Raw genomic sequence first — 22,433 nt, forward strand, 5'->3', positions numbered from 1 at the left:
TCCGCGCGCCGTCGAGGCGCGCGGGCCGGGTGCCACCCATGTGCCGCCCACGACCGGCAGCGCGGCCCCCGGCCCGGCCGCAGTCAGGCGTTCGCGAGTACTTTCGAGCTCAGCTTGCTCCGCGCGAATTCGAGGTTGCGGGCCACACGGTCGTAGTGGTCACGGGGCAGCTTGCCGCCTTCGAGGAGGCGTTCGCCGCAGCGCTGCGACTCCTCGTATTCGCCGATCCAGTAGGCGGCTACGGCGAGTTCGTCGAGTGCGCGCCAGTCGTACCATTCGGACTCGACGAACAGAATGTCGTTCGGGTACGGAATCCGCGCCGCCTGCCGCGCGAACATGTACGCAAGTGGCCAGCGTTCTCCGTCCGTTCGGCACAGGCGCGCGAGTTCACCAAGGGCCTCGGCGCGCGAGGGGCGGCTTTCGTGTGCGCGGAGGTAGCGGTCGATCACCTCGGCCGGCGGCCGGTCGAGCTGTGCCGCGAGCCGTGCGGCGTAGAGATGAGCACAGAAGACTTCCTCGGCGAAACCGCCCATGCCTGCCCGGCGGTCGTAGGTGGTGAGTGACTTTTCCGGCTCTCCGGCATCGCGCCAGCTCTGGGCGAGGTAGAAGACGTAGCGGGAGTTGTCGGGTTCCTTGATCAGACCCTGCTGAAGGGTCTCGGCATCGCGCAGGTACTTCTTCCGCTGGCCTTCCCCCCTCAGGCGTGCGCCGCCGCCCACCGAGAGGATGTTGGCGCCCTTCAACGTCCCGCGGCTGTACGGCGTTCCGCAGTCGATGTACTCGTGCAGGACGCCGACGTAGCGCCAGGGGAGCCGGGTCGAGACCAGCGCAGGGCGCCAATGGATGATGGGCGCGTTGTGCACTGCGACGCGGTAGGCGTCATGAGTCAGCTCAGGCATGCGGAAGCCGGGCTCCACCTCCATCAGATCGTCGGCGTCGATGAACAGCAGATAGTCCGCTTCGCCGCGCGCCAGATCGATCGCCTCACTGCGACTCCCGTCGTATCCCTTCCAGGGACTCTCGTGCAGGGAGCCGGGCAGATCACTGAAGACGTCACGGATGACGTCCTGGGTGCCGTCGGTCGACCCCGTGTCCAGGATGACCCAGGTGTCGATCAAAGGGCGCACGGATTCGAGGCAGCGCCGGATGACCGGGGCCTCGTCCTTGACGATCATGTTCAGACAAACTGTTGATTTCACAGGTTTCACCGACTCTGCGAGTTAAATAGCCGAAAGGGACAGGTACTTGACTGCACGACACGAGTCATGCCGCCACGCCGAGTTGGCGCGGGATGGACCCGCGGGGCCATCCCGCGGCGGAGGGTCTTATTCAGCAGATCCGGATCATTTCCCGGTGCCACCACCCGGATACAGTCATATCGCCACCGCATTGCCGACCAGGGAAACCACGGACGGAGAATGCCGCCATTCGCCTGATCGGCTCCAGGCGGGACGCTCACAAACCGAGAATCCAGTTCGTGCACCGACCGGAGTAGCAACGGAACACCAATGGAACTCTTATGGCGCACTTGCATTGGGCCATTGCGTTGATCAACTTGCGTACCGCTCAACCGCATTGCGTGCACTGTCGAAAGATCCCCAAGAAGGCTCGAAGGAGCTTCCGAAGAATCCAATCATTTCCCCAAGGAGCAGTGCAGATGAGTCCTGAAAACGGGACCCCGTCGGGGCTGGGCCCGCTTCCCCGGCGCAGCAAGTGGCTCGCCGGCAGTGCGGTGGCATCGCTGGCCATCGTGACGCTCGGCTTCGCCAGCCCCGCGCTGGCGACCACCGCGAGCTCGCACTCGGCCACGGTGACCACGGTGGGCGCGCAGGGCGGCGACAAGTGCAGGGACGGAGGGAAGCGCTCCATCGCTCCCGACGTCCAGGCCGACAAGGGCAAGGACAAGGACAAGTGCAAGGGCCCCACCGGCCCCACCGGCCCCACCGGTCCCACCGGACCCAAGGGCGACACCGGCGACACCGGCCCGCAGGGCGACACCGGCGACACCGGCCCGCAGGGCGACACCGGAGCCACCGGGGCCACTGGGGCCACTGGGGCCTCCGGGGCCACCGGAGCCACCGGAGCCACGGGAGCCTCCGGGGCCACCGGGGCCACCGGAGCCACCGGGGCCACCGGAGCCACGGGAGCCTCCGGGGCCACCGGGGCCACCGGAGCCACCGGAGCCACCGGAGCCACGGGAGCCACCGGGGCCACCGGGGCCACCGGAGCCACCGGAGCCACCGGAGCCACGGGAGCCACCGGGGCCACCGGCGACACCGGGGCCAAGGGCGACACCGGCGACACCGGTCCCAGTGGGTGCGGTCAGGACATCGACTCCATCCTCTCCAACAGCACCGAGGAATTCAGCGTCTTCCTGTCTCAGGGGATCACGTACGGGGGCCACCGTGACGACCCCCAGACGGGAACCTACAAGTTCGAGGACCTCACCACGCCGGAGCAGAACCCCGGCTACCCCGACCCCGCCACTGTCTGTGCCGCCACCATTTCGTCCCTGGGCCAGGTGACGAACTTCAAGGTGATCACCACGGACAGCTTCGTCTACGAGCTCCAGTGCGCATCCAACGGGGTGACCCTCAACTGCGGCAGCCCCGAGAACCCGGTGCCCTGGAACCCCCTCGACCTCACCGAGGTGCCGAGCGGACCGTTCGTGACCCAGAACCCGCCGGACGCCAACCAGACGGCCGGCAGCGAGAACACGGCGCAGCAGTACCTGGACGCCCTCAACCTCGATCTCGGGCTGACGCCGGGCACCGTCCTGCGTGGTGCCGAGGCCGAGAAAGGACTCTCGAAGAGCCAGTAGCGGTCTGACCCTGTCAGGATCCATCTGAAGTGTGCCGTGCCCCGGGTGATCGGGGCACGGCACACGTGCGTGGCGGAACGGCTCTCGTCAGACGCGCACCCGTACCGTCGCCGACGCCGTCGAGCCGCTGTGCAGGGCGTCACCGGCGTAGCCGACCTCGTACGTCACCTGGCCGGTGGCCCGGGGCAGGTCGTCGATGGTGAACGTGCCGTCGGCGGCGACGGCGGCCGAGGTCAGGGTGCCGGTGCCCTTCCGGTCGGTGCGCACCACGGACACCGTGATCCCGGCGGGCAGCGCCCGCCCCTGACCGGTGAGGGTGCCGGTGATCGTCAGCCCGGCGCTCTTCGTCGCCTCCGCCGGTGCGGTGAGGGCGATGGTGGTCGGGGCCTTGTCGACCGTGACGGTGAGCGCGGTGTCCTCGGCCGGGCGGTGGGTGATGTCACCGGTGAACGAGACGGTGTAGGTGGCGTCGCCGACCACCGACGGGACGTCGAGGACGGTGAACGATCCGTCGGCATCGACCTCGACGGGGGCGAGCCTGCGGTCGCCGTTCGCGTCGTGCCGTACCGCCGTCACCCTGACCGGTTCGGCGGGCGCGGGCCCGTCCAGCTCCAGCCGGCCCCTGATCCCGACCGGTTCGCCGACGACGGGCCGGCCCGGGGTGGTGGAGAGCGTGCCGGTGAAGCGGGAGTCGTACTGGGCGGCCGGGGGCTGGATGACATGCAGCCAGAACTCGTTGCCGGAGGTGTTGGCGGTGACGGCGAACAGACGCGAGCCGTCCTTCGACCAGCCGAGCCCTCGCGGCGCGATCCGGTCCCCGTCGAGCGCACCCTCGAAGGCGAATTCCAGCGGGGCCGTACCGGCCGCCGGGTCGGCCGGCTGCACGAGCAGGTCGGCCGTGCTCCCGGTCGCGGCGGCGCCGCGCGCGATGTAGGTGCCGTCGCCGCTGAAGGCGACCGCGGACGCCTTCGCCCCCTCCGGCAGCGGCTGGTACGCGGCCGGCGCGTCGGACAGGTCGGTGGCGTCCAGGAGCCGGGTCCCGTACGCGGCGTCGGCGACGGCGATCCGCCGGCCGTCGGGGGACTGCGCCACGTCCTTCATGTCGAGGGCGCCTTGGCCCTCGGCGTCCGCGAACCGGCGCTCCGGGCCGCGCACGAGTGTGTCGCCGCCGGCGTCGAGCGTGGTGAGGAAGGGGTTGGCCTCGCCGGTGCTGCGGGTCTGCGCCATCACGATGCGGTCCGGGACCTCGGGGCCGCTCGTCAGCCGCAGCCGGCCCGCCGCGTTCCATCCGGTGTCGGTGCTCTGGTTGCCCGCCGTGCCGTACAGCCAGGTCTGGCGGTTGTCGCATTCGGTGGTGAGGTACGGCGTCTCGGTGTGCCATTCCTTGCCGCCCGCGAAGGCGATGTCGCGCGGGCAGGGCACGTCGTACGCGGTGTACGTGACACCGGCACGCTCCTGCGTCGCGGTGTCGAACGCGAGGATGCCCGAGGACTGCGAGACGTAGAGCGTGCCGCTGTCCACGCTCAGGGCCATCCCGGAGGGTGCGGAGCCGGTGGGCAGCGAACCCACCTTCTGTCCCTGGAAGTTGTAGACGTGGACCTGGTTCGCGTACTGGTTCCGGCGGTCGTCCGTGATGTAGACCCGCTCGTGCACCGAGTCGACGACCATCGCCGAGTACGACGAGATCGGCAGCTTGGCCACGGTGTCGCCGGGCACCGGGCCGTCGGCCGCGAGGGCGGCGGACGGAGCGAGGGCGGTGAGCCCGGCGGTGCCGAGCGTCAGCGCGGCGAGCGTCGCCGCGATACGTATGCGGTGCTGATTCCTTCTCAACTGAGTCCCCCACAGGCTCGGTTGGTCCCCGGCCGACCGAGCCGGAGACATGTGAAGGAACATAGAATCTTGTGGAGGTGCCGTGCGCAAGGGCCGGGCGATGCCGGGCCGTTCTTCATGAAACCGGCAGGAAAAGGACGGGGCGCGGGGCGGAACATGGGGAGGCCCCCGGAATCGTGAGGGGATTCCGGGGGCCGTACCGCGGCGGGCTGTTGACCCCCACAGGTCAGGGCGGATGTCCGAGAGCCCGGCCGCGGGGCGTGCGGGGCGCACCCGCGCGGGGTGCGCCCTGGGGGCGTCAGCCCAGGCGCTCGACCAGCGCGCGGTACTCGTCCCACAGCTCCTTCGGCGTGTGGTCGCCGAAGGTGTTGAGGTGCTCGGGGACCAGCGCCGCCTCCTCGCGCCAGACCTCCTTGTCGACGTTGAGGAGGAAGTCCAGGTCGGACTCGGAGAGGTCCAGGCCGTCGGTGTCGAGGGAGCCCTTGGCCGGCAGGATGCCGATCGGGGACTCGACGCCCTCGGCCTTGCCGTCGAGGCGCTCGACGATCCACTTCAGGACGCGGCTGTTCTCGCCGAAGCCGGGCCACACGAACTTGCCCGCGTCGTTCTTGCGGAACCAGTTCACGTAGTAGATCTTCGGGAGCTTGGCCTGGTCCTTGTCGGCGCCGACCTTGACCCAGTGGTTCATGTAGTCGCCCATGTTGTAGCCGCAGAACGGCAGCATGGCGAACGGGTCGCGGCGCAGCTCGCCGACCTTGCCCTCGGCGGCGGCGGTCTTCTCGGAGGCCACGTTGGCCCCGAGGAAGACGCCGTGCTGCCAGGTGAAGGACTCGGTGACCAGCGGGACGGCCGAGGCGCGGCGGCCGCCGAAGAGGATGGCCGAGATCGGCACGCCCTTCGGGTCCTCCCACTCGGGCGCGATGATCGGGCACTGGCCGGCCGGGACGGTGAAGCGGGCGTTGGGGTGGGCGGCCGGGGTGTCGGACGCGGGCGTCCAGTCGTTGCCCTTCCAGTCGGTGAGGTGGGCCGGAGCGGTCTCCGTCATGCCCTCCCACCACACGTCGCCGTCGTCGGTGAGCGCGACGTTGGTGAAGACGGAGTTGCCCCACATGGTCTTCATCGCGTTGGCGTTGGTGTGCTCACCGGTGCCGGGCGCGACGCCGAAGAAGCCCGCCTCGGGGTTGATCGCGTACAGCTGGCCGTCCTCGCCGAAGCGCATCCAGGCGATGTCGTCGCCGATGGTCTCCACGGTCCAGCCGGGGATCGTCGGCTCCAGCATGGCGAGGTTGGTCTTGCCGCAGGCGCTCGGGAACGCGGCGGCAACGTACTTCGCCTCGCCCTGCGGCGGGGTGAGCTTGAGGATCAGCATGTGCTCGGCGAGCCAGCCCTCGTCACGCGCCATGACGGAGGCGATGCGCAGGGCGTAGCACTTCTTGCCGAGCAGGGCGTTGCCGCCGTAGCCGGAGCCGTAGGACCAGATCTCGCGGTCCTCGGGGAAGTGCGAGATGTACTTGGTGGAGTTGCACGGCCACGGAACGTCCTCCTGGCCCTCCTCCAGGGGTGCGCCCAGTGTGTGGACGGCCTTGACGAAGAAGCCGTCGGTGCCGAGCTCGTCCAGGACGGCCTGTCCCATGCGGGTCATGGTGCGCATGGAGACGGCGACGTACGCGGAGTCGGTGATCTCGACGCCGATCGCGGAGAGCGGGGAGCCGACGGGGCCCATGCAGAACGGGACGACGTACATCGTGCGACCGCGCATCGAGCCGCGGAAGACACCCTTCTCGCCCGTGAAGATCTCCCGCATCTCGGCGGGGGCCTTCCAGTGGTTCGTCGGACCGGCGTCCTCCTCCTTCTCGGAGCAGATGAACGTGCGGTCCTCGACGCGGGCGACATCGCTCGGGTCGGACGCGGCGTAGTACGAATTCGGGCGCTTGGTCTCGTCCAGCTTCGTGAACGTGCCCTTGGCCACGAGCTCCCCGCACAGGCGCTCGTACTCGGCCTCGGAACCGTCGCACCAGACCACCCGGTCCGGCTCGGTTATCGCTGCGATCTCGTTCACCCAGGAAACGAGCTCCTGGTGATCGGTGGGGACAGTGAGGGGAGCCGCGATGTCGCGCGCCACGATCGCTCCTTGTTGAGGGTGTCTGTTTGGTAGTTGCCCCGTGGGGGCTGCGACCCGGATGCTTCGACCCCTTCGAATCTCGTTGGCGCTCATCCGGTGCCGACCGCACTCATTTGATCATCCGACCGTTTCACCCATATGTCCAGGGGGGCGCACACGTGAGCATTGCCACTCGTATCGGTTACCTACGGTCGCGTAGGTACGATGCGGGAATGACTGCTGCCGCCGCCGCGCCCGAGTCCGCCGGGCTGGAACCAGCCGAGTCCGAAACCGTCCCGGCGAAGCCGCGGATGCGCGGCTGGCTGCACGCCGGAATGTTCCCCGCCGTGATCGTCGCGGGGGTGGCGCTGATCGCCTTCACGGACAGCGCCCTCGGCCGGATCGCCTGCGGGATCTACACCCTGACCGCCTGCCTGCTGTTCGGGGTGAGCGCGCTCTACCACCGGGGCACCTGGGGTCCGCGCGGCGAGGCGGTGCTCCGCCGGCTCGACCACGCCAACATCTTCCTGATCATCGCGGGCACCTACACCCCGCTGACCCTGCTGCTGCTCCCCGAGTCCACCGGGACCCCGCTGCTGTGGGCGGTCTGGGCGGCCGCCGCCGCGGGCATCGCCTTCCGGGTGTTCTGGGTCGGCGCCCCGCGCTGGCTCTACACGCCCTGCTACCTGGCGATGGGCTGGGCCGCGGTCTTCTTCCTGCCGGACTTCATGCGGACCGGCGGGATCGCCGTGCTGGTGCTGGTCGTCGTCGGCGGGCTGCTCTACAGCGCCGGCGGCGTCATCTACGGCATCAAGCGCCCCAACCCCTCGCCGCGGTGGTTCGGCTTCCACGAGGTGTTCCACTCGCTGACCCTGGCGGCCTTCGTGGTGCACTACGTCGGCATCTCGCTGGTGGCCTACAACCACCACTGAGCGCCGCTCCCCGACCGGTGCCGGCGGCCCGCCGATGCCCGACAATGACGACCATGGCCGCCACCTCCCGTACCCCTTCCGTTTCCGTTCCGGGAACACCTCCGCAGCTGGGACTGCGCGAGCGGAAGAAGCTCAGGACCCGGACCGCGATCCGCCGGGCCACCTACCGGCTGATCGCGGAGCAGGGGTACGACGCGACGACGGTCGAGCAGATCGCGGAGGCGGCCGAGGTGTCGCCCAGCACCGTCTTCCGGTACTTCCCGGCCAAGGAGGACATCGTCCTCACCGACGAGTACGACCAGGCCCTGGCCGCCGCCCTGCGTGCCCGCCCGGCCGGTGAGCCGCCGCTGGAGTCGATCCGGCAGGTGCTGACCGGCACGCTCGCCGCCTTCCTGGCCACCGGGGAGCGGGAGCTGCGGCAGCGCACCCGGCTGATGGTGGAGGTCCCCGCGATCCGGGTCCGGATGGCGGAGAGCATGGCGGGCACGGCGAAGGAGCTGGCCGGCGTACTCGCCGCCCGCAGCGGGCGCGCCCCCGACGACCTGGCGGTCCGGGTGTTCGTCGCGGCGGTGCTGAGCGCTCTGCGCGAGGTGACGCTGTACTGGGGCGAACACGGCCAGAAGGGCGACCTCGTCGCGATGATCGACGAGGCGCTGGACACGCTGGAGGGCGGCCCGGCGCTGTGACCGGCGTCAGGCCCCGCCGCCCCCCAGAGCGCGCGCCAGCTCCGCCACGTCCGTGGTCGGCGCGTCGCACACGAAGTGCCTGCACACATACGCCGTGGGCGCCCCGCCCACCATCGGCCGGTCCGCCAGCAGCGGGAACTCGGCCCCGCCCGTCTCCCCCGCCGCCACCACCGCACCCGGCGCCGTGCCCAGCAGCGCCGTACGGTGCAGCTCACCGCCGACCGGCCCGGCGACCGCGGCCTCGCGCGGCCCGTCGAGCAGTGCCTCCGCGACGGCGAGGCCCCAGCCGGTGAAGCGGGGAACCCGCGGCCCGAGCGCCTTCACCACACCCAGCGCACCCTCCGCGGCGGTGCGGTGGGCCTCGGAGCCTGTGTGCGCGGCGTACGAGAGCAGCGCCCCGGCCGCCGCCGTCCAGCCCGCCGGAGTCGCGTTGTCGGTGGGGTCCTGCGGGCGGCGGATGAGCTGCTCGGCGTCGTCCGCCGTGTCGTAGAGCCGACCGCCCTCGCCGGTGAAGTGCAGGAGCACGATGTCGAGCAGGAAGCCGGCGAACTCCAGCCAGACCCCCTCGCCGGTGACCGAGGCCAGGGCGAGGAAGCCCTCGGCCACGTCGCCGTAGTCCTCCAGCACCCCTGCGTGCCCGCCGGCCCGCCCGTCCCTGGACGTACGGTCCAGCCGGGCGGTGTCACCCATGTGCACCCGTACCAGCAGGTCCGCCGCCTCGGTGGCGCGTTCGACGAGGTCGGGACGGTCGAAGTACGCCCCCGTCTCGGCGAGCGCGGCGATCGCCAGACCGTTCCAGGCGGCGACCACCTTGTCGTCCCGGCCGGGGCGCGGGCGCAGCTCACGGGCGGCCAGCAGCGCGGTCCGCACCCGGGCGACCCGGTCCGCGTCCGCCCCGGCGTCCGCCCGCGGCAGCTGCAGGACCGAGGCGCCCTCCTCGAAGGTGCCCTCCGACGTCACCCCGAAGTGCTCCGCGGCGAAGGCGGCGTCCTCCTCGCCGAGGACCTCCCGCAGCTGCTCGGGCGTCCACACGTAGTACGCGCCCTCGACATGCCGCCCGGTCCCGTCCTCGCTGTCCGCGTCGAGCGCGGAGGCGAAACCGCCCTCGGCGGTGCGCAGTTCGCGCACCATGAAGTCGGCGGTCTCCAGGGCGACCCGGCGGGCCTCTTCCGAGCCGGTGGCCCGCCACAGGTGCGCGTACACGCGGCAGAGCAGCGCGTTGTCGTAGAGCATCTTCTCGAAGTGGGGCACGACCCACTCCCGGTCCACCGAGTAGCGGGCGAAGCCCCCGCCGAGCTGGTCGTACATCCCGCCCCGGGCCATCGCCGCGCAGGTGTCGACGGCCATCTGGAGGGCGCCCTCGGCCCCGGTGCGGGCATGGTGCCGCAGCAGGAACTCGATGGTCATGGACGGCGGGAACTTGGGCGCCCCGCCGAATCCGCCGTGCTTCTCGTCGTACTCGCGGGTGAGCCCGAGCAGCGCCTGCGCCAGTTCCGCCTCGCCGGGCAGGCCCTCGCCGCCGTGGACGAGGGAGCGCCGGGTGAGGTCGTGGACGATGCGCCCGGCGACCTCGGCGACCTCGTCCCGGCGCTCGGTCCAGGCCGCCGAGACGCCTTCGAGGACCTGGTGGAAGGAGGGCATGCCGTGCCGGGGCTCGGGCGGGAAGTAGGTGCCGAAGTAGAAGGGTTCGGCGTCGGCGGTCAGGAAGACGGTCATCGGCCAGCCGCCCTGACCGGTCGCCGCCTGCACGGCCTCCATGTACACGGCGTCGACGTCGGGCCGCTCCTCGCGGTCGACCTTCACCGGGACGAAGTGCTCGTTCAGATAGGCCGCGACCCGGTCGTCCTCGAAGGACTCGTGGGCCATCACATGGCACCAGTGACACGCCGAGTAGCCGACCGATAGCAGAACGGGCACATCGCGCCGCCGCGCCTCTTCGAAAGCCTCCGGCATCCAGGGCCACCAGTCGACCGGATTGTCAGCGTGCTGAAGCAGATACGGCGAGGTCACACCAGCCAACCGGTTCATACGCCCAGCCTCTCACAATGCCCAACCCCGTCGGCGAGGCCCGCACGGGCTCTGCCTCACTTGGCCGAACTGTGCCTACGTGCCATCACGTGGTGGACGACCGCCTCCCCACTCGCCACAACTCACTTGGGACAAACATTCAATTGGGACGGCTCGCCGGGCGGGCTTCGACGAACCCGGCAAGGGCCCACCGGTCCCAGGTTGCCGGTGCGCCGCAACAGAGAAGAGACAGACAGGGGAGGCAATCGTGCTCTTCCGAAATCGGGCGCCTCGGCATCGCAGGACAGTAGGCTGAGCCCAGCAGCGCTGGAACTGTTGAGGCTCCTCGAAGGAGGCACACCATGACCGCCGAGATGGTGGCGCCCGCGTGGATGCACACCCAGATCAGCGCCGAACAGTACGACTCCTGGTCCGAGGAACAGTGTGCCGGCATTGAGATCGTGGACGGGATGGTCATCGTGAGCCCGAGCGCCTCCAAGCGGCACAACCGGCTGGCCCGGATCCTGGCCAATGCCCTGGACGCCGCCGCAGGCCCGGACTGGAACGCCGACACGGACTTCGACGTCCGCCTGCAGGACGTTCCGCTCACCAACCGCCGTCCGGACGTCATCGTCTACCGGGCAGAGACCATCGACCTCACGCCCACCCGCCCCGAACACGTACTCCTGGTCGTCGAGGTCGTATCGCCCGGCTCGGAGACCACCGACCGAATCGTGAAGGTGGACCAGTACGCCAAGGCCGGCATTCCCTTCTACTGGCGTATCGAACAGGCCGCAACCGGTGTCCCCATCGTCTACACCTACGTTCTCGACCCCGCCACCAAGGCCTACAGGGACGGCGAAATGTTCACCGGCGTGATCAAGGCTGTCGCCCCCTTCTCCGTCACCGTGGACCTGGGAGCCACCTGACGCCTCTGGCATCACACCTGGTCGGCGGTTACGGGTTCAGCCAGTGCACTGGGACCAGTGGCAACTCGCTTACTCCTCCAGCATGCCGACAGTCTCATGGTCCAGGCGATTCGGCATGGCCTCATCCTCTCTCGGCCCCGGTTGATGGCATCACTCTCTCGCGCTGACGCGCCGTACGCAGGAGACTGGGCGGCGATGCCGGCCGACGCCGCAGCAACCGTCGTATCCGTCGTATCCGGAGGGGGACACACATGCGGGACAGCCATCGGGCCGAAGCCGAAGGGCTGTTGGTACGGGCCGTGGAGGAAGAGGTGCGCCGCTCGGGCGGGCGTGCCGACGCGGCCACGCTGACGGCGCGCGGGCGGGCGGCGCTGGATTCGCTGGCGGCCGCCGCGGCCGACGAGTACGCCGCGTATCTCCGGGCGCTGGACGCGGCCGAGGCCGGGGCGCAGCCGCTGTCGCAGCGGTTCAGCCGGGCGGCGATGGGAACTCCCCTGCTGGTGACGGGAGTTGCCGCGGTCGCCGCCTTCGGCGCGGATGTCGCCTTCGGTACGGCGACCGGGCCGGCGCTCGGCGCGGGCGCAGTCGTCGCGGTCGCGGGGGCCACCGCCACCGTCGCCAAGGTCACCGCGTCCCACTGGCCCGCCGCCCACCGGCGGGCCGGCGCGCTGGGGCAGCCCGGCGGCACCGAACAGCTGCGGCGCCAGTGGCTGGCGGCGCTTGAGGTGCGGGGCATCCGCCCGTTCATCGACCAGCAGCGGATGCTCACCGCCTCGTCCCGCACCCCGGCGAAGAAGGTCCCGGCGCAGTCGCGGACCGCTCCGTCGCCGCGCCGCACGGACCGCAGCGCGGCGGCCCGTACGCGCTCGCTGCTGGAGCAGTCGTTCGGCCATCTGCCCGCCTCCGACGGGCCGTTCGCGGGACGGCGGGCCGAGCTGGAGCAGATCGCCCGCTGGGTGCGGGAGGCCCGCGCGTCGACGGAGACCAAACCGACCGTCGTCGTCCTGCACGGCACGCCCGGCTCCGGGCGCACCTCGCTCGCGGTGCGGGCCGCAAGCGACCTGAAGGACCTGTTCCGCGGCGCCTGTGTGGTGGATCTGCGCGGCGATGTGGCCGGTGAGGCGCCGCTGGCGACCCGGGACGCGCTGCTGCACCTGCTGAACCGGCTGGGCGCGCCCCGCGAGCAGCTGCTGTTCCGGAAAGGGGCCTCCGCCGAGCAGCAGGTGCGGCGGCTGAGCGAGCTCTACCACCAGCATCTGACCGGCACCCCGGTGACGATCGTCCTGGACGACGCGGGCGACGCGGAGCAGGTCCGCACCCTGGTCCCCGAGCGTTCCGACAGCCTTGTCCTGGTCACCGCCCGCGAGCCCCTGGAGCTGCCGGACGACATCCCGGCCCGGGTCCACCGGCTGCCGGTCGGGGCGCTGGACGCGGCCGGTGCGGAGGAGTTGCTGCGCGAGGCGGCACAGGCCGAGGAGGAGGGGCCGTACGACGCCCGGGCCACGGACACCGTCGCCGAGCTGTGCGGCGGGCTGCCGCTCGCGCTGCGGATCGCGGGCTCCTCGCTCGGGTCCCGCACCCGCGGCGCGCTGGCCGACGGCCTCGCGGGGTACGGACAGGCCGCCCCGGTGGAGCGGGCGCTGTGGCTGCGCTACACCGACCAGTCCGAGCAGGCTCGGCGACTGCTGCGCCGGCTCGCGCTGGCCGGGCGGGCGAGCCTCGGCGCCGCCGCGGCGGCGGCGCTGCTCTCCGCCGACGAGCAGGAGGCCGAGCGGCTGCTGAAGGACCTGTCCGGGGCCGGGCTGCTGACCCATGTACGGGGCTCGCGCTACCGGCTGCACGACCTCGTACGGGGCTTCGCCCTGGCCCGGCTGCGGGACGAGGAGGAGGTGGCGGACCGTACCGCCGCGCAGGAGCGGCTGATCCGGAACTACGCGGACCTGGCCGGTGCGGTGATCCGCATGGTGGACGGCAAGATGTCCACCCGGGCCGGGCAGTTCGGCTCGCACGGCTTCGGTTCGCTGGACTCGGCGCTGCGCTGGCTGGACGACGAGTCGAGCTTCATCACCTCCGCGCTGCGGCACGCCGAGGGCGTCGACCAGGGCGCCGTGCTGGACCTGCTGGGCGCGCTGTGCGACTACTGCCTGCTGCGCGGCGACCTCTACCGGCTGGGCGAGATCAGCGAGTTGACGCAGGCGGTGGACCAGGGGCTGCTGGAGCGGTCCGTGCAGTGGCGCACCGGCATCGCGGCCCGTCAGCTCGGTGAGCTGGACAAGGCCCGGACCACCCTGTCCTCGGTCGTCGGCCTGTACCGCGAGGCGCAGAACGGGGCGGGTACGGCGCTGGCGCTCTGCTCGCTCGGCATCACCCTGCACCACCAGGGCAATCTGACCGAGGCGTCGGCGCGGCTGCGCGAGGCGATCGAGCTGCAGTCCTCCGAGGAGCAGGCGGAGGACCGGGCCTGGTCGATGCACGCGCTGGCGGCCGTCGAGCGCGACCGGGCCCGGATCGCGGAGGCGCTGACCCTGCTGGACACCGCGCTGGCCCTGCACCGGGAGGGCGAGTCGCTGCACGGCGAGGCGTGGACCCGGTTCCAGCTCGGCCAGACCCTGCTGCGGATGGGCGAGGTGGAGCGGGCCGAGGACGCGCTGCGCCGGGCCCTGGAGCTGTACGGCAGTACCCGTGACGAGCGGGGCGAGGCGTGGGCGCTGACCCAGCTGGCCCGCGCCCGGCTCCTGGACGGCGACCCGGCCCCGGCCGTGGAGCAGCTGGACCGGGCGCTGGCCCGCCACCGGGACAACGAGGACGCGCGCGGCGAGGCGTGGACGCTGTTCTACCTGGGCCAGGCCCTGGAGGAGAGCGGCGACACCGACCGGGCGGTCCGGCAGCTGGAGCGGGCCCGCACGATGTTCTCCCGGATGCGGGACGTGTACGGGCTGGCCTGCGCCCGCCACCACTCGGGCCGGGTCACCCGTGACCAGCGGGCGGCCCAGACCGGGAACCTGCGCAACTCCGGTTTCGCCCGCCAGCTCCTGGTGGACGCCCGCGCCGACTTCCGGCGCATCGGGGTCGCCCACGGCGAGGCGTGGACCTGTCTGGAGCTGGCCCTGATCGACGCGGGCAACAACCGGGCCCCGCAGGCGCTGGAGCTGTGCGGCGAGGCGGTGGAGCTGTTCGACTCGTACGGGGACGCGCGGGGCGCGGACTGGGCCCGCTTCCTGCGCTGCACGCTGCTGCCCTACGCGTCGCCGGGCGGCAGCGAGGTGGGCACGGCGGTGGCGCAGCAGGAGCTGGCCGAGCTGCTGGGGGCCGGGCACCCGGCGCGCGACGGCAAGCTGGAGGACTGCGCGGAGGCGTACACGGTGGTACTGAACCGCGGCGTGGACCTGGAGGACGGCTGGCAGGCATGGCGCCTGGGCATGACGCCGACACGCCATGCCCGGGAGGTCATGGGCGTACCGGTCCCGGCCGGGTACACCCCGTCCGGCGACTGAGAGTCTGTCGGGTCCGGCCGGCCACGGACCGGCCGGACCGACGCCGGGCGCGGGGCGGCTCCGGAACGTCCCGGGGCCGCCCCGCCCCCTTCCTGTCTCTGTTGCTACTTCCGCTTCGCGGAGCCCGCCCCGGCGGTGGCTTCAACCGCCACCGCGTCCGGGTCCGGGGCCTCCTCGAAGTCGACCTTGCCCATGTGCCGGTTCATGGACTTCATCAGCAGCCACACGCCTACGGCGAGCGCCGCGAAGACGATGAAGCCGAGAACGCCGGGGGTCACCTTGTTCTTGTCGAGCTCATCGGCAAGCGGAACGAGGTCGGTCAGTGCCTGGGTCGCGTACATATCAGGCATTGTCGCGGATGCCCGCGAAGAGGTCGCTCTCGGGGAGGGAGGTATCGACGAGAGACTTCGCCAGCTCGTACTCCTCGGTCGGCCAGACCTCCTTCTGGATGTCCATCGGAACGCGGAACCAGCCGCCGTCCGGGTCGATCTGCGTGGCGTGTGCGATCAGCGCCTTGTCACGGATCTCGAAGAAGTCCGCACACGGGACGTGCGTGGTCAGCGTGCGCTCGTCGCGCTCGAACTCCTTCCAGCGCTTGAGCCACTCGCCGTACGGCGACTCCAGACCGCGGGCCAGCAGCGCCTCGTGCAGCGCCACCGTGCGCGGTCGGTTGAAGCCCTGGTTGTAGTAGAGCTTCTGCGGCTGCCAGGCCGGACCGAACTCCGACTCGGGGAACGTCTCGGTGTCCGCCGCACCGTCGAAGGCGATCATCGTGATCTTGTGGGTCATGATGTGGTCGGGGTGCGGGTACCCGCCGTTCTCGTCGTACGTGGTGACGACCTGCGGCCGGAAGGCGCGGATGCTGCGGACGAGACGGCCCGCGGCCTTCTCCTCGTCCTCCAGCGCGAAGCAGCCCTCGGGCAGCGGGGGCAGCGGGTCGCCCTCGGGCAGGCCCGAGTCGACGAAGCCGAGCCACTCCTGGTCGACGCCCAGGATCTCCCGGGCCTCGTCCATCTCCTTCCTGCGCACCTCGTGGATGTTCTCCTCGATGTACGTGTCACCCTGGAGCTTGGGATTGAGGATGGAGCCGCGCTCGCCTCCCGTGCAGGTCACCACCAGCACGTCCACCCCCTCGGACACATACTTGGCCATGGTGGCCGCGCCCTTGCTCGACTCGTCGTCGGGGTGGGCGTGGACGGCCATCAGTCGCAGCTGCTCGGTCAAGACTCGATCCTCAGTGATTCGGCATGTGGGCAGGCTTCTATAGTGACCGAACCGGGGGGTGGAAAAATTCCTCGATCCCCGGCACGGGAGGAACGATCATGACCGCGGTGCGCGAAGCGCCTCCGGAGAACCGCTACGGCCGCTCCGCGGACCAGCGCGCGGACCGTCGGCTCAAGATCGTCGGCTCGGTGCTGGGCGTCGTGCTCCTCGGTGTGGTCGGCTGGATCGGTTACGACTATGTCGCCGGTCAGGGCATCAGCGCCGAGGTGATCAAGCGCCAGGTCGTCTCGGACGAGCGGGTCGACATCCACCTCGAAGTGCGCAAGGACAAGGACGCCAAGGGCTTCTGCACCCTGCGCGCGCAGCACGAGGACGGCAGCGACGTGGCCCGCAAGGACTTCCGCTTCGACGAGCGCACCGACCGGATCGACCGGATCCTGACGCTGCGTACGACGTCCAGGGCCACCAGCGTCGAGCTGCTGGGCTGCACCATCGACGACGGGGCGTCGCATTGACCGGCGCACGCCGGCCCTGACCCACCGTTCCCCGGCCCGACCTGCGCATACGCGGTCCCGGTGATTTACCTTCTCCCCCTTTTCCTGGGGAATTGTTAGGCTCGTGGTTTCGCCCACCCGTGGTGGCACATGCTTACGGGTAGGGCGATGCTTTGTATTCACCAGTACCGACGAGGAGCACCCTGTGACCCAGACCAGCGAAAACGTCACCTGGCTCACGCAGGAGGCGTACAACCAGCTCAAGGCCGAGCTGGAGCACCTGTCTGGTCCCGCGCGCACGGAGATCGCCGTAAAGATCGCGGCGGCCCGTGAGGAGGGCGACCTGCGTGAGAACGGCGGGTACCACGCGGCCAAGGAGGAGCAGGGCAAGATGGAGCTCCGGGTGCGCCAGCTGACCCAGCTCCTGGAGCACGCGAAGGTCGGCGAGGCACCTGCCGACGACGGCGTGGTCGAGCCCGGCATGGTCGTGACGATCGCCTTCGACGGCGACCTGGACGACACGATGACCTTCCTGCTCGCCTCCCGTGAGTACGCGAGCTCGGACATCGAGACGTACTCCCCGCAGTCGCCGCTCGGCACCGGCGTGAACGGCAAGCGGATGGGCGACGACGCCGAGTACGAGCTGCCGAACGGCAAGACGGCCACCGTGAAGATCCTCGCGGCGAAGCCGTACACCGGCTGACCGGGCACCAGCGACGCAGGGAGCCTCCGGCCCGACGGCCGGAGGCTCCCTGCGTGTGCGGCGGTCCTCAGACCGCCGCCTGCCGGTACTTGCGCACCGCCAGGGTGCGGAAGACCACCAGGATCAGCAGGGACCAGATCAGCGACGCCCAGACCGGGTGCACCATCGGCCAGGCATCCGACGGCGACACGCCCGGGTTGCCGAAGAGCACCCGGCAGGCCTGGACGGTCGCGCTGAACGGATTCCATTCGGCGATCGGCTGGAGCCAGCTCGCCATGTTCTCGGTGGGCACGAAGGCGTTCGAGATGAACGTGACCGGGAAGAGCCAGATCAGCCCGCCGGAGGTGGCCGCCTCGGGGGTGCGGACCGAGAGGCCGATCAGCGCCCCGATCCAGGAGAAGGCGTACCCCAGCAGGAGCAGCAGCGCGAAGCCGCCGAGCACCTTGCCGATGTTCTCGTGGGTGCGCCAGCCGACCAGCAGGGCGACGACGGCGAGGACCAGCAGGGTCAGCGTCGTCTGGACGAGGTCGGCGAGCGTACGGCCGGTGAGGACCGCGCCGCGCGCCATGGGCAGCGAGCGGAACCGGTCGATGAGGCCCTTGTGCATGTCGTCGGCGATGCCCGCGCCGGCTCCGGCGGTGGCGAAGGTGACGGTCTGCGCGAAGATGCCGGCCATCAGGAAGTTCCGGTACTCGGCGGGGCTGGTGGAGCCGCCGATCATCATCGAGCCGCCGAATACGTAGCTGAACAGCACGACGAACATGATCGGCTGGATGAGCCCGAAGATGATCATCTCGGGGATCCGGGCCATGCGGATCAGGTTCCGGCGGGCGATGACGAGGGAGTCGCGCATCGACTGCCCGATCCCGCCGCCCGCCCTGGAGGCGGCCGGGGCCGGGGCCGTTTCGCTGATGGCGCTCACTTGACCGCCTCCGTCCCCGCCAGGGCGTCGTCGGCCGGGCCGGCCCCGGTCGCGTCGCCGTTCTTGTCGCCGTTCCCCGTCCCGGCGGTGTGCCCGGTCAGCGAGAGGAAGACGTCGTCGAGGGTGGGGCGGCGCAGTCCGATGTCGTCGATCTCCACGCCGCGGGCGTCGAGGTCGCGGATGACCTCGGCCAGCAGCTTGGCCCCGCCGATGACCGGGACGGTCAGCTTGCGCATGTGCTCGGCGACGGCGACCTCGCCCTTGCCGAGGTGGGCGAGCACGGCGCGGGCCGGTTCGATCTGGTCGCGCTGGTGCACCACGACCTCGACGCGTTCGCCGCCGGTGCGGGCCTTGAGCTCGTCGGAGGTGCCGCGGGCGATGACCAGCCCGTGGTCGATCACGCAGATCTCGTGCGCGAGATGGTCGGCCTCCTCCAGGTACTGCGTGGTGAGCAGCAGTGTCGTGCCGCCCGCGACGAGTTCCTCGATGACCTCCCAGAGTTGCTGCCGGTTGCGCGGATCGAGGCCGGTGGTCGGCTCGTCCATGAACATGACCGGCGGGGAGACGACGAGCGCCGCCGCCAGGTCGAGGCGGCGCCGCATGCCTCCGGAGTACGTCTTGGCGGTGCGGTCGGCCGCGTCGGCGAGGTTGAACCGCTCCAGCAGCTCCCCCGCCCTGGCCTTCGCGTCCCGTGCGCTCATCTGGTAGAGCTGGCCGACCATCTGGAGGTTCTCACGGCCGGTCAGATACTCGTCGACCGCGGCGAACTGGCCGGAGAGGCCGATCGACCTGCGTACCTCGTTGGGCTTCTTCAGTACGTCGATGCCCGCGACGACGGCCCTGCCGCTGTCGGGCCTGAGCAGCGTGGTGAGGACGCGCACGGCGGTCGTCTTGCCTGCGCCGTTGGGACCGAGAAGTCCGAGGACGGTGCCTTCCGGCACATCGAGATCGACACCGCCGAGTGCTCGTACATCGCCGAAGGTCTTCACCAGGCCTTCGGCATGGATGGCGCCTGGCATACGGGATTCCCCCAGTGTGTTCGGGTGACTTCCTCAACAGATCCTAGGTTTGACGGTCTTTCCGCGCCTGGTGAACGCCTGTGGGCGGACATGCCCGCGACAACCCGGCGGCAACAGTAACGTAACGCGATACATCGCGACAGGCAAGGGTCGGTGCGGCGCCGGTACGGGTCAGTCCATCACCAGATAGCCCGCGTCGCGCAGCGCCGCCGAGACCTCCGCGCAGTGCTCCGGCCCCTTCGTCTCCAGCTGGAGCTCCACCTCGACCTCGGTGAGCCCGAGCCGGGGATCGGTCCGCACATGACCGATGTCGAGCACATTGGCGTCGACCACCGAGAGCACGCCCAGCAGCGTGGCCAGCGCACCGGGACGGTCGGTCAGACGCAGCCGCAGGCTCAGATAGCGGCCGGCCGCCACCATGCCGTGGGTCAGGATGCGCTGCATCAGCAGCGGGTCCACATTGCCGCCCGAGAGCAGCGCGACCACCGGCCCGCGGAACGACTTCGGATCGCTCAGCAGGGCCGCGACCGGGCTCGCGCCGGCCGGCTCCACCACCAGCTTCGCCCGCTCCAGACAGAGCAGCAGCGCACTGGACAGCTCGTCCTCGGAGACCGTACGGACCTCGTCGACCAACTCCCTGACCAGCTCGAACGGCACATCGCCGGGGCGCCCCACCTTGATGCCGTCCGCCATCGTGTTCAGCGACCCGATCGACACCGGATGGCCCACGGCCAGCGAGGGCGGATAGCAGGCCGCGCCCGCCGCCTGCACCCCGACGATCCGCACATCGGGCCGGACCGCCTTGACCGCCACCGCGATGCCCGCCGCGAGACCGCCGCCGCCGATCCCCACGACGATGGTGCGCACCTCGGGACACTGTTCGAGGATCTCCAGGCCCACCGTGCCCTGTCCGGCGATGATGTCCGGGTGGTCGAAGGGATGGATGAAGACCGCACCGGTCTCCTGGGCGTACTCCTGCGCGGCGGCCAGCGTCTCGTCGACGACATGTCCGTGCAGCCGGACCTGCGCCCCGTACTGGCGGGTGGCGGCCACCTTCGGCAGCGGCGCCCCGACCGGCATGAAGACCGTGGACCGTACGCCGAGCAACGCAGACGCGAGTGCGACACCCTGCGCATGGTTTCCGGCGCTCGCGGCGACGACCCCGGCCGCCCGCTCCACCGGGGACAGACCGGCGATCCGCACATACGCACCACGCAGTTTGAACGAGCCGGTCCGCTGCAGGTTCTCGCACTTGAAATGGACCGGCGCGCCCACGAGCTCGCTCAGGTGGCGACTGCCTTCCATGGCGGTCACCCTGGCCACACCGGAGAGCATCTTCTGCGCCCCGCGGATGTCGTCGAGGATCAGTGGGGGAAAGTGGCCGGTCGCGCGGTAGTTCATACCGTAATTCTTGCAGCTCGGCCCGCGGGTTCCCGCCGTCCGGCGGGGCACCGGGCGCCGCGTCCGGTGCCCTCCTGGACCGTTGTCCACAGGTTTGTGCAGCGCTGGTACGCGTTGCCCCGTGGCCGCGTACTCTGTCCCCCACCCATCCGACACCGCACGAAGAGAGCCCCCGGCCATGCCCCCTCAGGACATGACGACAGCTGCGTCTCCTTCCGGGGGCGCCGCCCCCGAACCCACGGGTTCCGAACACCTCCTCGACGCTCTGCAGCACCAGGTCGCGGTATTCGCCCGCCGTGCCGAGCAGACCCGCCTCGGCGGGCTCGGCCAGGTGCGCAATTCCATGGACCGGGCCGCCTATCTGCTGCTCAACCGGCTGGACCGGGAAGGTCCGATGGGCGTCAAGGCGCTCGCCGCGGGCATGGGGATCGACTCCTCGACCGTGACCCGGCAGGTCGCTCCGCTCGTCGACACCGGCCTGGTCAAGCGCACCTCGCACCCCGAGGACGGCCGGGCCGTCGTGCTCCAGCTGTCGCCGCGCGGCCAGGCGCGCCTGGAAGAGGTCCGCAGCTCCCGGCGCGAGCTCATGACCCAGGTGACGGACGGCTGGACGGCCGAGGAGCGCGAGACCTTCTGCACGCTGCTCACCCGGTTCAACATCTCGCTGGCCGCCCGCCAGACCTCGCACCAGGCGCCCCCGGCGGGCTGACGGAAGCTCCGGGCCCGGGCGGACTACGGCATTCCTCTTGACCGGGAGTCCCGCAGCGGCTCGTATGTGGACTGTGCGAGAGCGCCAGACGGGCCGGGGGCGGCGCCGCGCCCAGGAGTTCGAGACCTTCGTAGCGGGCGCGGCCGGCCGCCTGCTGCACGCCGCCACGCTGCTCACCGCCGAGCCCATGCGGCCGCCGGGAGCCAATCCCCGGGCCCAGCGGCTGCTCACGGCCGCCCTGGCGCACACGTACGCACAGTGGGACGGGCTGCGCGGCGAGGACCCGTACGACCGCACCCGGCGCGAGCTCGCCACCCGGTTCGCCCACGAGGTCTGGCGGCACCACCGGCCGCGCGGTGGTCTGCTGGACCCCCTGACACCGCAGGAACGCCTCGTCCTCGTACTGCGGCTGTACGAGGGCGTCGCGGAGGAGCAGACCGCGGCGCTGCTCGGCCTGCCGGTGGAGCGGGTGCGGGCGGTCTGCAACCGCTCGGTGGCCACGATGCGCGGCACCCGCCGTCCCACGGCGCGGCGCGGCACGCCGGGTCCGCTGGGGGTGGCGCGATGAGCCGCGGTGGCGACCGGGAGGACGAGGTCCGGCGGATGCTGGACGGCCCGCATCCGCAGGTGCCCGCCGATCTGGCGCAGCGGGTGGCGGAGCGCGGCGGCAGGATGCTGCGCCGGCGGCTGTTCGCCCGCCGGCTGATGCTGCTGGTGGCGTGCGCCGCGGTGGTGGCCTTCACGGTCTGGGCGATTCAGGCGCATCCCTGGCAGGTGCCTCCCGCCGAGACGACGCCGCTGGAGGGCTGGTGAGCGGGGCTCGCGTGCGATCTACCCTGGAATGGGCGGCACGCGGAACCGGCCGAGGAGGCTGCCATGACCAGGAAGATCGCTGACTGCCGCAAGCATCCGAGTGTGTCGCACTGTTCGCTCACCATCTCAGGTGAGGAGGAGGAAGTCGTACGGGCCGCGACGGAGCACGCGGTCTCCGTCCACGAGCACACCGACAGCCCGGAACTGCGCGAACAGATCCGGGCGATGCTGGAGGACGAGAAGGTCGGCGCCTGACCCCGCCGCGTACGTCCGGGCGGACCCGAAGGCTCGGGCCCGCCCGGATTCACTGACGGACCGGCTCCAGGGCCTCTCGTTCGGATCGTGCCG

20 protein-coding genes are annotated in these 22,433 nt (G+C 70.9%); 11 read left to right on the top strand and 9 right to left on the bottom strand.

Annotated features, from left to right (window positions below; all coding sequences use genetic code 11):
* Nucleotides 1–83 precede the first annotated feature (83 nt).
* Nucleotides 84–1,175 (bottom strand): tetratricopeptide repeat-containing glycosyltransferase, encoded by a 1,092-nt coding sequence (locus BT364_RS06170; protein WP_072484056.1) that lies wholly within the window; start codon nucleotides 1,173–1,175, stop codon nucleotides 84–86.
* 482 nt (nucleotides 1,176–1,657) lie between these two features.
* Here BT364_RS06170 and BT364_RS41370 point away from each other — a divergent pair, with 482 nt between their 5' ends.
* Nucleotides 1,658–2,821: a hypothetical protein gene (locus BT364_RS41370; RefSeq protein WP_177328033.1), complete on the top strand. Its 1,164-nt coding sequence runs from the start codon at nucleotides 1,658–1,660 to the stop codon at nucleotides 2,819–2,821.
* A gap of 87 nt (nucleotides 2,822–2,908) precedes the next feature.
* Here the strand turns inward: BT364_RS41370 and BT364_RS06180 are convergent, their stop codons facing one another.
* Nucleotides 2,909–4,651, bottom strand: coding sequence for an Ig-like domain repeat protein (locus BT364_RS06180; RefSeq protein WP_256259600.1), 1,743 nt, complete (start codon nucleotides 4,649–4,651; stop codon nucleotides 2,909–2,911).
* Nucleotides 4,652–4,949: 298 nt separating this feature from the next.
* On the bottom strand, nucleotides 4,950–6,773 hold the full coding sequence (locus BT364_RS06185) for a phosphoenolpyruvate carboxykinase (GTP) (protein WP_072484057.1): 1,824 nt from the start codon (nucleotides 6,771–6,773) through the stop codon (nucleotides 4,950–4,952).
* A 212-nt stretch (nucleotides 6,774–6,985) separates the two neighbouring features.
* Between BT364_RS06185 and trhA the strand changes: the two genes are divergently transcribed.
* Both trhA and BT364_RS06195 read left to right on the top strand, forming a co-directional pair.
* Entirely contained in the window at nucleotides 6,986–7,684 is a 699-nt protein-coding gene (gene trhA, locus BT364_RS06190) for a PAQR family membrane homeostasis protein TrhA (RefSeq protein ID WP_072484058.1), read from the top strand.
* A 53-nt stretch (nucleotides 7,685–7,737) separates the two neighbouring features.
* Entirely contained in the window at nucleotides 7,738–8,370 is a 633-nt protein-coding gene (locus BT364_RS06195) for a TetR/AcrR family transcriptional regulator (protein ID WP_072484206.1), read from the top strand.
* Between the two features lie 6 nt (nucleotides 8,371–8,376).
* On the opposite strand, the gene BT364_RS06200 is transcribed toward BT364_RS06195, so the two are convergent.
* Nucleotides 8,377–10,398: a thioredoxin domain-containing protein gene (locus BT364_RS06200; protein ID WP_072484059.1), complete on the bottom strand. Its 2,022-nt coding sequence runs from the start codon at nucleotides 10,396–10,398 to the stop codon at nucleotides 8,377–8,379.
* A gap of 341 nt (nucleotides 10,399–10,739) precedes the next feature.
* Here BT364_RS06200 and BT364_RS06205 point away from each other — a divergent pair, with 341 nt between their 5' ends.
* Together BT364_RS06205 and BT364_RS06210 are read left to right on the top strand one after the other, a co-directional pair.
* Nucleotides 10,740–11,306 (top strand): Uma2 family endonuclease, encoded by a 567-nt coding sequence (locus tag BT364_RS06205; protein WP_072484060.1) that lies wholly within the window; start codon nucleotides 10,740–10,742, stop codon nucleotides 11,304–11,306.
* A 251-nt stretch (nucleotides 11,307–11,557) separates the two neighbouring features.
* On the top strand, nucleotides 11,558–14,800 hold the full coding sequence (locus BT364_RS06210; protein ID WP_072484061.1) for a tetratricopeptide repeat protein: 3,243 nt from the start codon (nucleotides 11,558–11,560) through the stop codon (nucleotides 14,798–14,800).
* 104 nt (nucleotides 14,801–14,904) lie between these two features.
* Here BT364_RS06210 and BT364_RS06215 read toward each other — a convergent pair whose 3' ends face one another.
* Both BT364_RS06215 and mca read right to left on the bottom strand, forming a co-directional pair.
* A complete protein-coding gene (locus BT364_RS06215) occupies nucleotides 14,905–15,141 on the bottom strand; it encodes a hypothetical protein (RefSeq protein ID WP_072484062.1) in 237 nt (78 codons plus the stop codon).
* 1 nt (nucleotide 15,142) lies between these two features.
* Nucleotides 15,143–16,024, bottom strand: a complete 882-nt coding sequence (gene mca / locus BT364_RS06220) for a mycothiol conjugate amidase Mca (protein WP_072484063.1) — start codon at nucleotides 16,022–16,024, stop codon at nucleotides 15,143–15,145.
* Nucleotides 16,025–16,122: 98 nt separating this feature from the next.
* Here mca and BT364_RS06225 point away from each other — a divergent pair, with 98 nt between their 5' ends.
* A complete protein-coding gene (locus BT364_RS06225; RefSeq protein ID WP_072484064.1) occupies nucleotides 16,123–16,539 on the top strand; it encodes a DUF4307 domain-containing protein in 417 nt (138 codons plus the stop codon).
* A gap of 184 nt (nucleotides 16,540–16,723) precedes the next feature.
* The gene (gene greA / locus BT364_RS06230) at nucleotides 16,724–17,221 is read left to right on the top strand and encodes a transcription elongation factor GreA (RefSeq protein ID WP_072484065.1); all 498 of its coding nucleotides are present in this window, start codon (nucleotides 16,724–16,726) and stop codon (nucleotides 17,219–17,221) included.
* A gap of 67 nt (nucleotides 17,222–17,288) precedes the next feature.
* Here the strand turns inward: greA and BT364_RS06235 are convergent, their stop codons facing one another.
* The 3 genes from BT364_RS06235 to ilvA form a co-directional block, all read right to left on the bottom strand.
* Entirely contained in the window at nucleotides 17,289–18,074 is a 786-nt protein-coding gene (locus BT364_RS06235; protein ID WP_371268275.1) for an ABC transporter permease, read from the bottom strand.
* A 65-nt stretch (nucleotides 18,075–18,139) separates the two neighbouring features.
* On the bottom strand, nucleotides 18,140–19,162 hold the full coding sequence (locus BT364_RS06240; protein WP_072484067.1) for an ATP-binding cassette domain-containing protein: 1,023 nt from the start codon (nucleotides 19,160–19,162) through the stop codon (nucleotides 18,140–18,142).
* Nucleotides 19,163–19,333: 171 nt separating this feature from the next.
* On the bottom strand, nucleotides 19,334–20,563 hold the full coding sequence (ilvA, locus tag BT364_RS06245) for a threonine ammonia-lyase (RefSeq protein ID WP_072484068.1): 1,230 nt from the start codon (nucleotides 20,561–20,563) through the stop codon (nucleotides 19,334–19,336).
* A gap of 178 nt (nucleotides 20,564–20,741) precedes the next feature.
* On the opposite strand from ilvA, the gene BT364_RS06250 reads away from it, so the two are divergent.
* The 4 genes from BT364_RS06250 (at nucleotide 20,742) to BT364_RS06265 (ending at nucleotide 22,340) form a co-directional block, all read left to right on the top strand.
* On the top strand, nucleotides 20,742–21,272 hold the full coding sequence (locus BT364_RS06250; RefSeq protein WP_072484069.1) for a MarR family winged helix-turn-helix transcriptional regulator: 531 nt from the start codon (nucleotides 20,742–20,744) through the stop codon (nucleotides 21,270–21,272).
* Nucleotides 21,273–21,345: 73 nt separating this feature from the next.
* Entirely contained in the window at nucleotides 21,346–21,840 is a 495-nt protein-coding gene (locus BT364_RS06255) for a sigma factor-like helix-turn-helix DNA-binding protein (RefSeq protein ID WP_072484207.1), read from the top strand.
* Entirely contained in the window at nucleotides 21,837–22,085 is a 249-nt protein-coding gene (locus BT364_RS06260) for a hypothetical protein (protein ID WP_072484070.1), read from the top strand. The genes BT364_RS06255 and BT364_RS06260 overlap by 4 nt, the downstream gene beginning before the upstream one ends.
* Before the next feature lie 63 nt (nucleotides 22,086–22,148).
* On the top strand, nucleotides 22,149–22,340 hold the full coding sequence (locus BT364_RS06265; RefSeq protein WP_072484071.1) for a DUF1059 domain-containing protein: 192 nt from the start codon (nucleotides 22,149–22,151) through the stop codon (nucleotides 22,338–22,340).
* Nucleotides 22,341–22,433 lie beyond the last annotated feature (93 nt).

Origin of the sequence: Streptomyces atratus (assembly GCF_900119365.1) — a bacterium.
In the GTDB taxonomy this organism is placed as follows: domain Bacteria; phylum Actinomycetota; class Actinomycetes; order Streptomycetales; family Streptomycetaceae; genus Streptomyces; species Streptomyces atratus_B.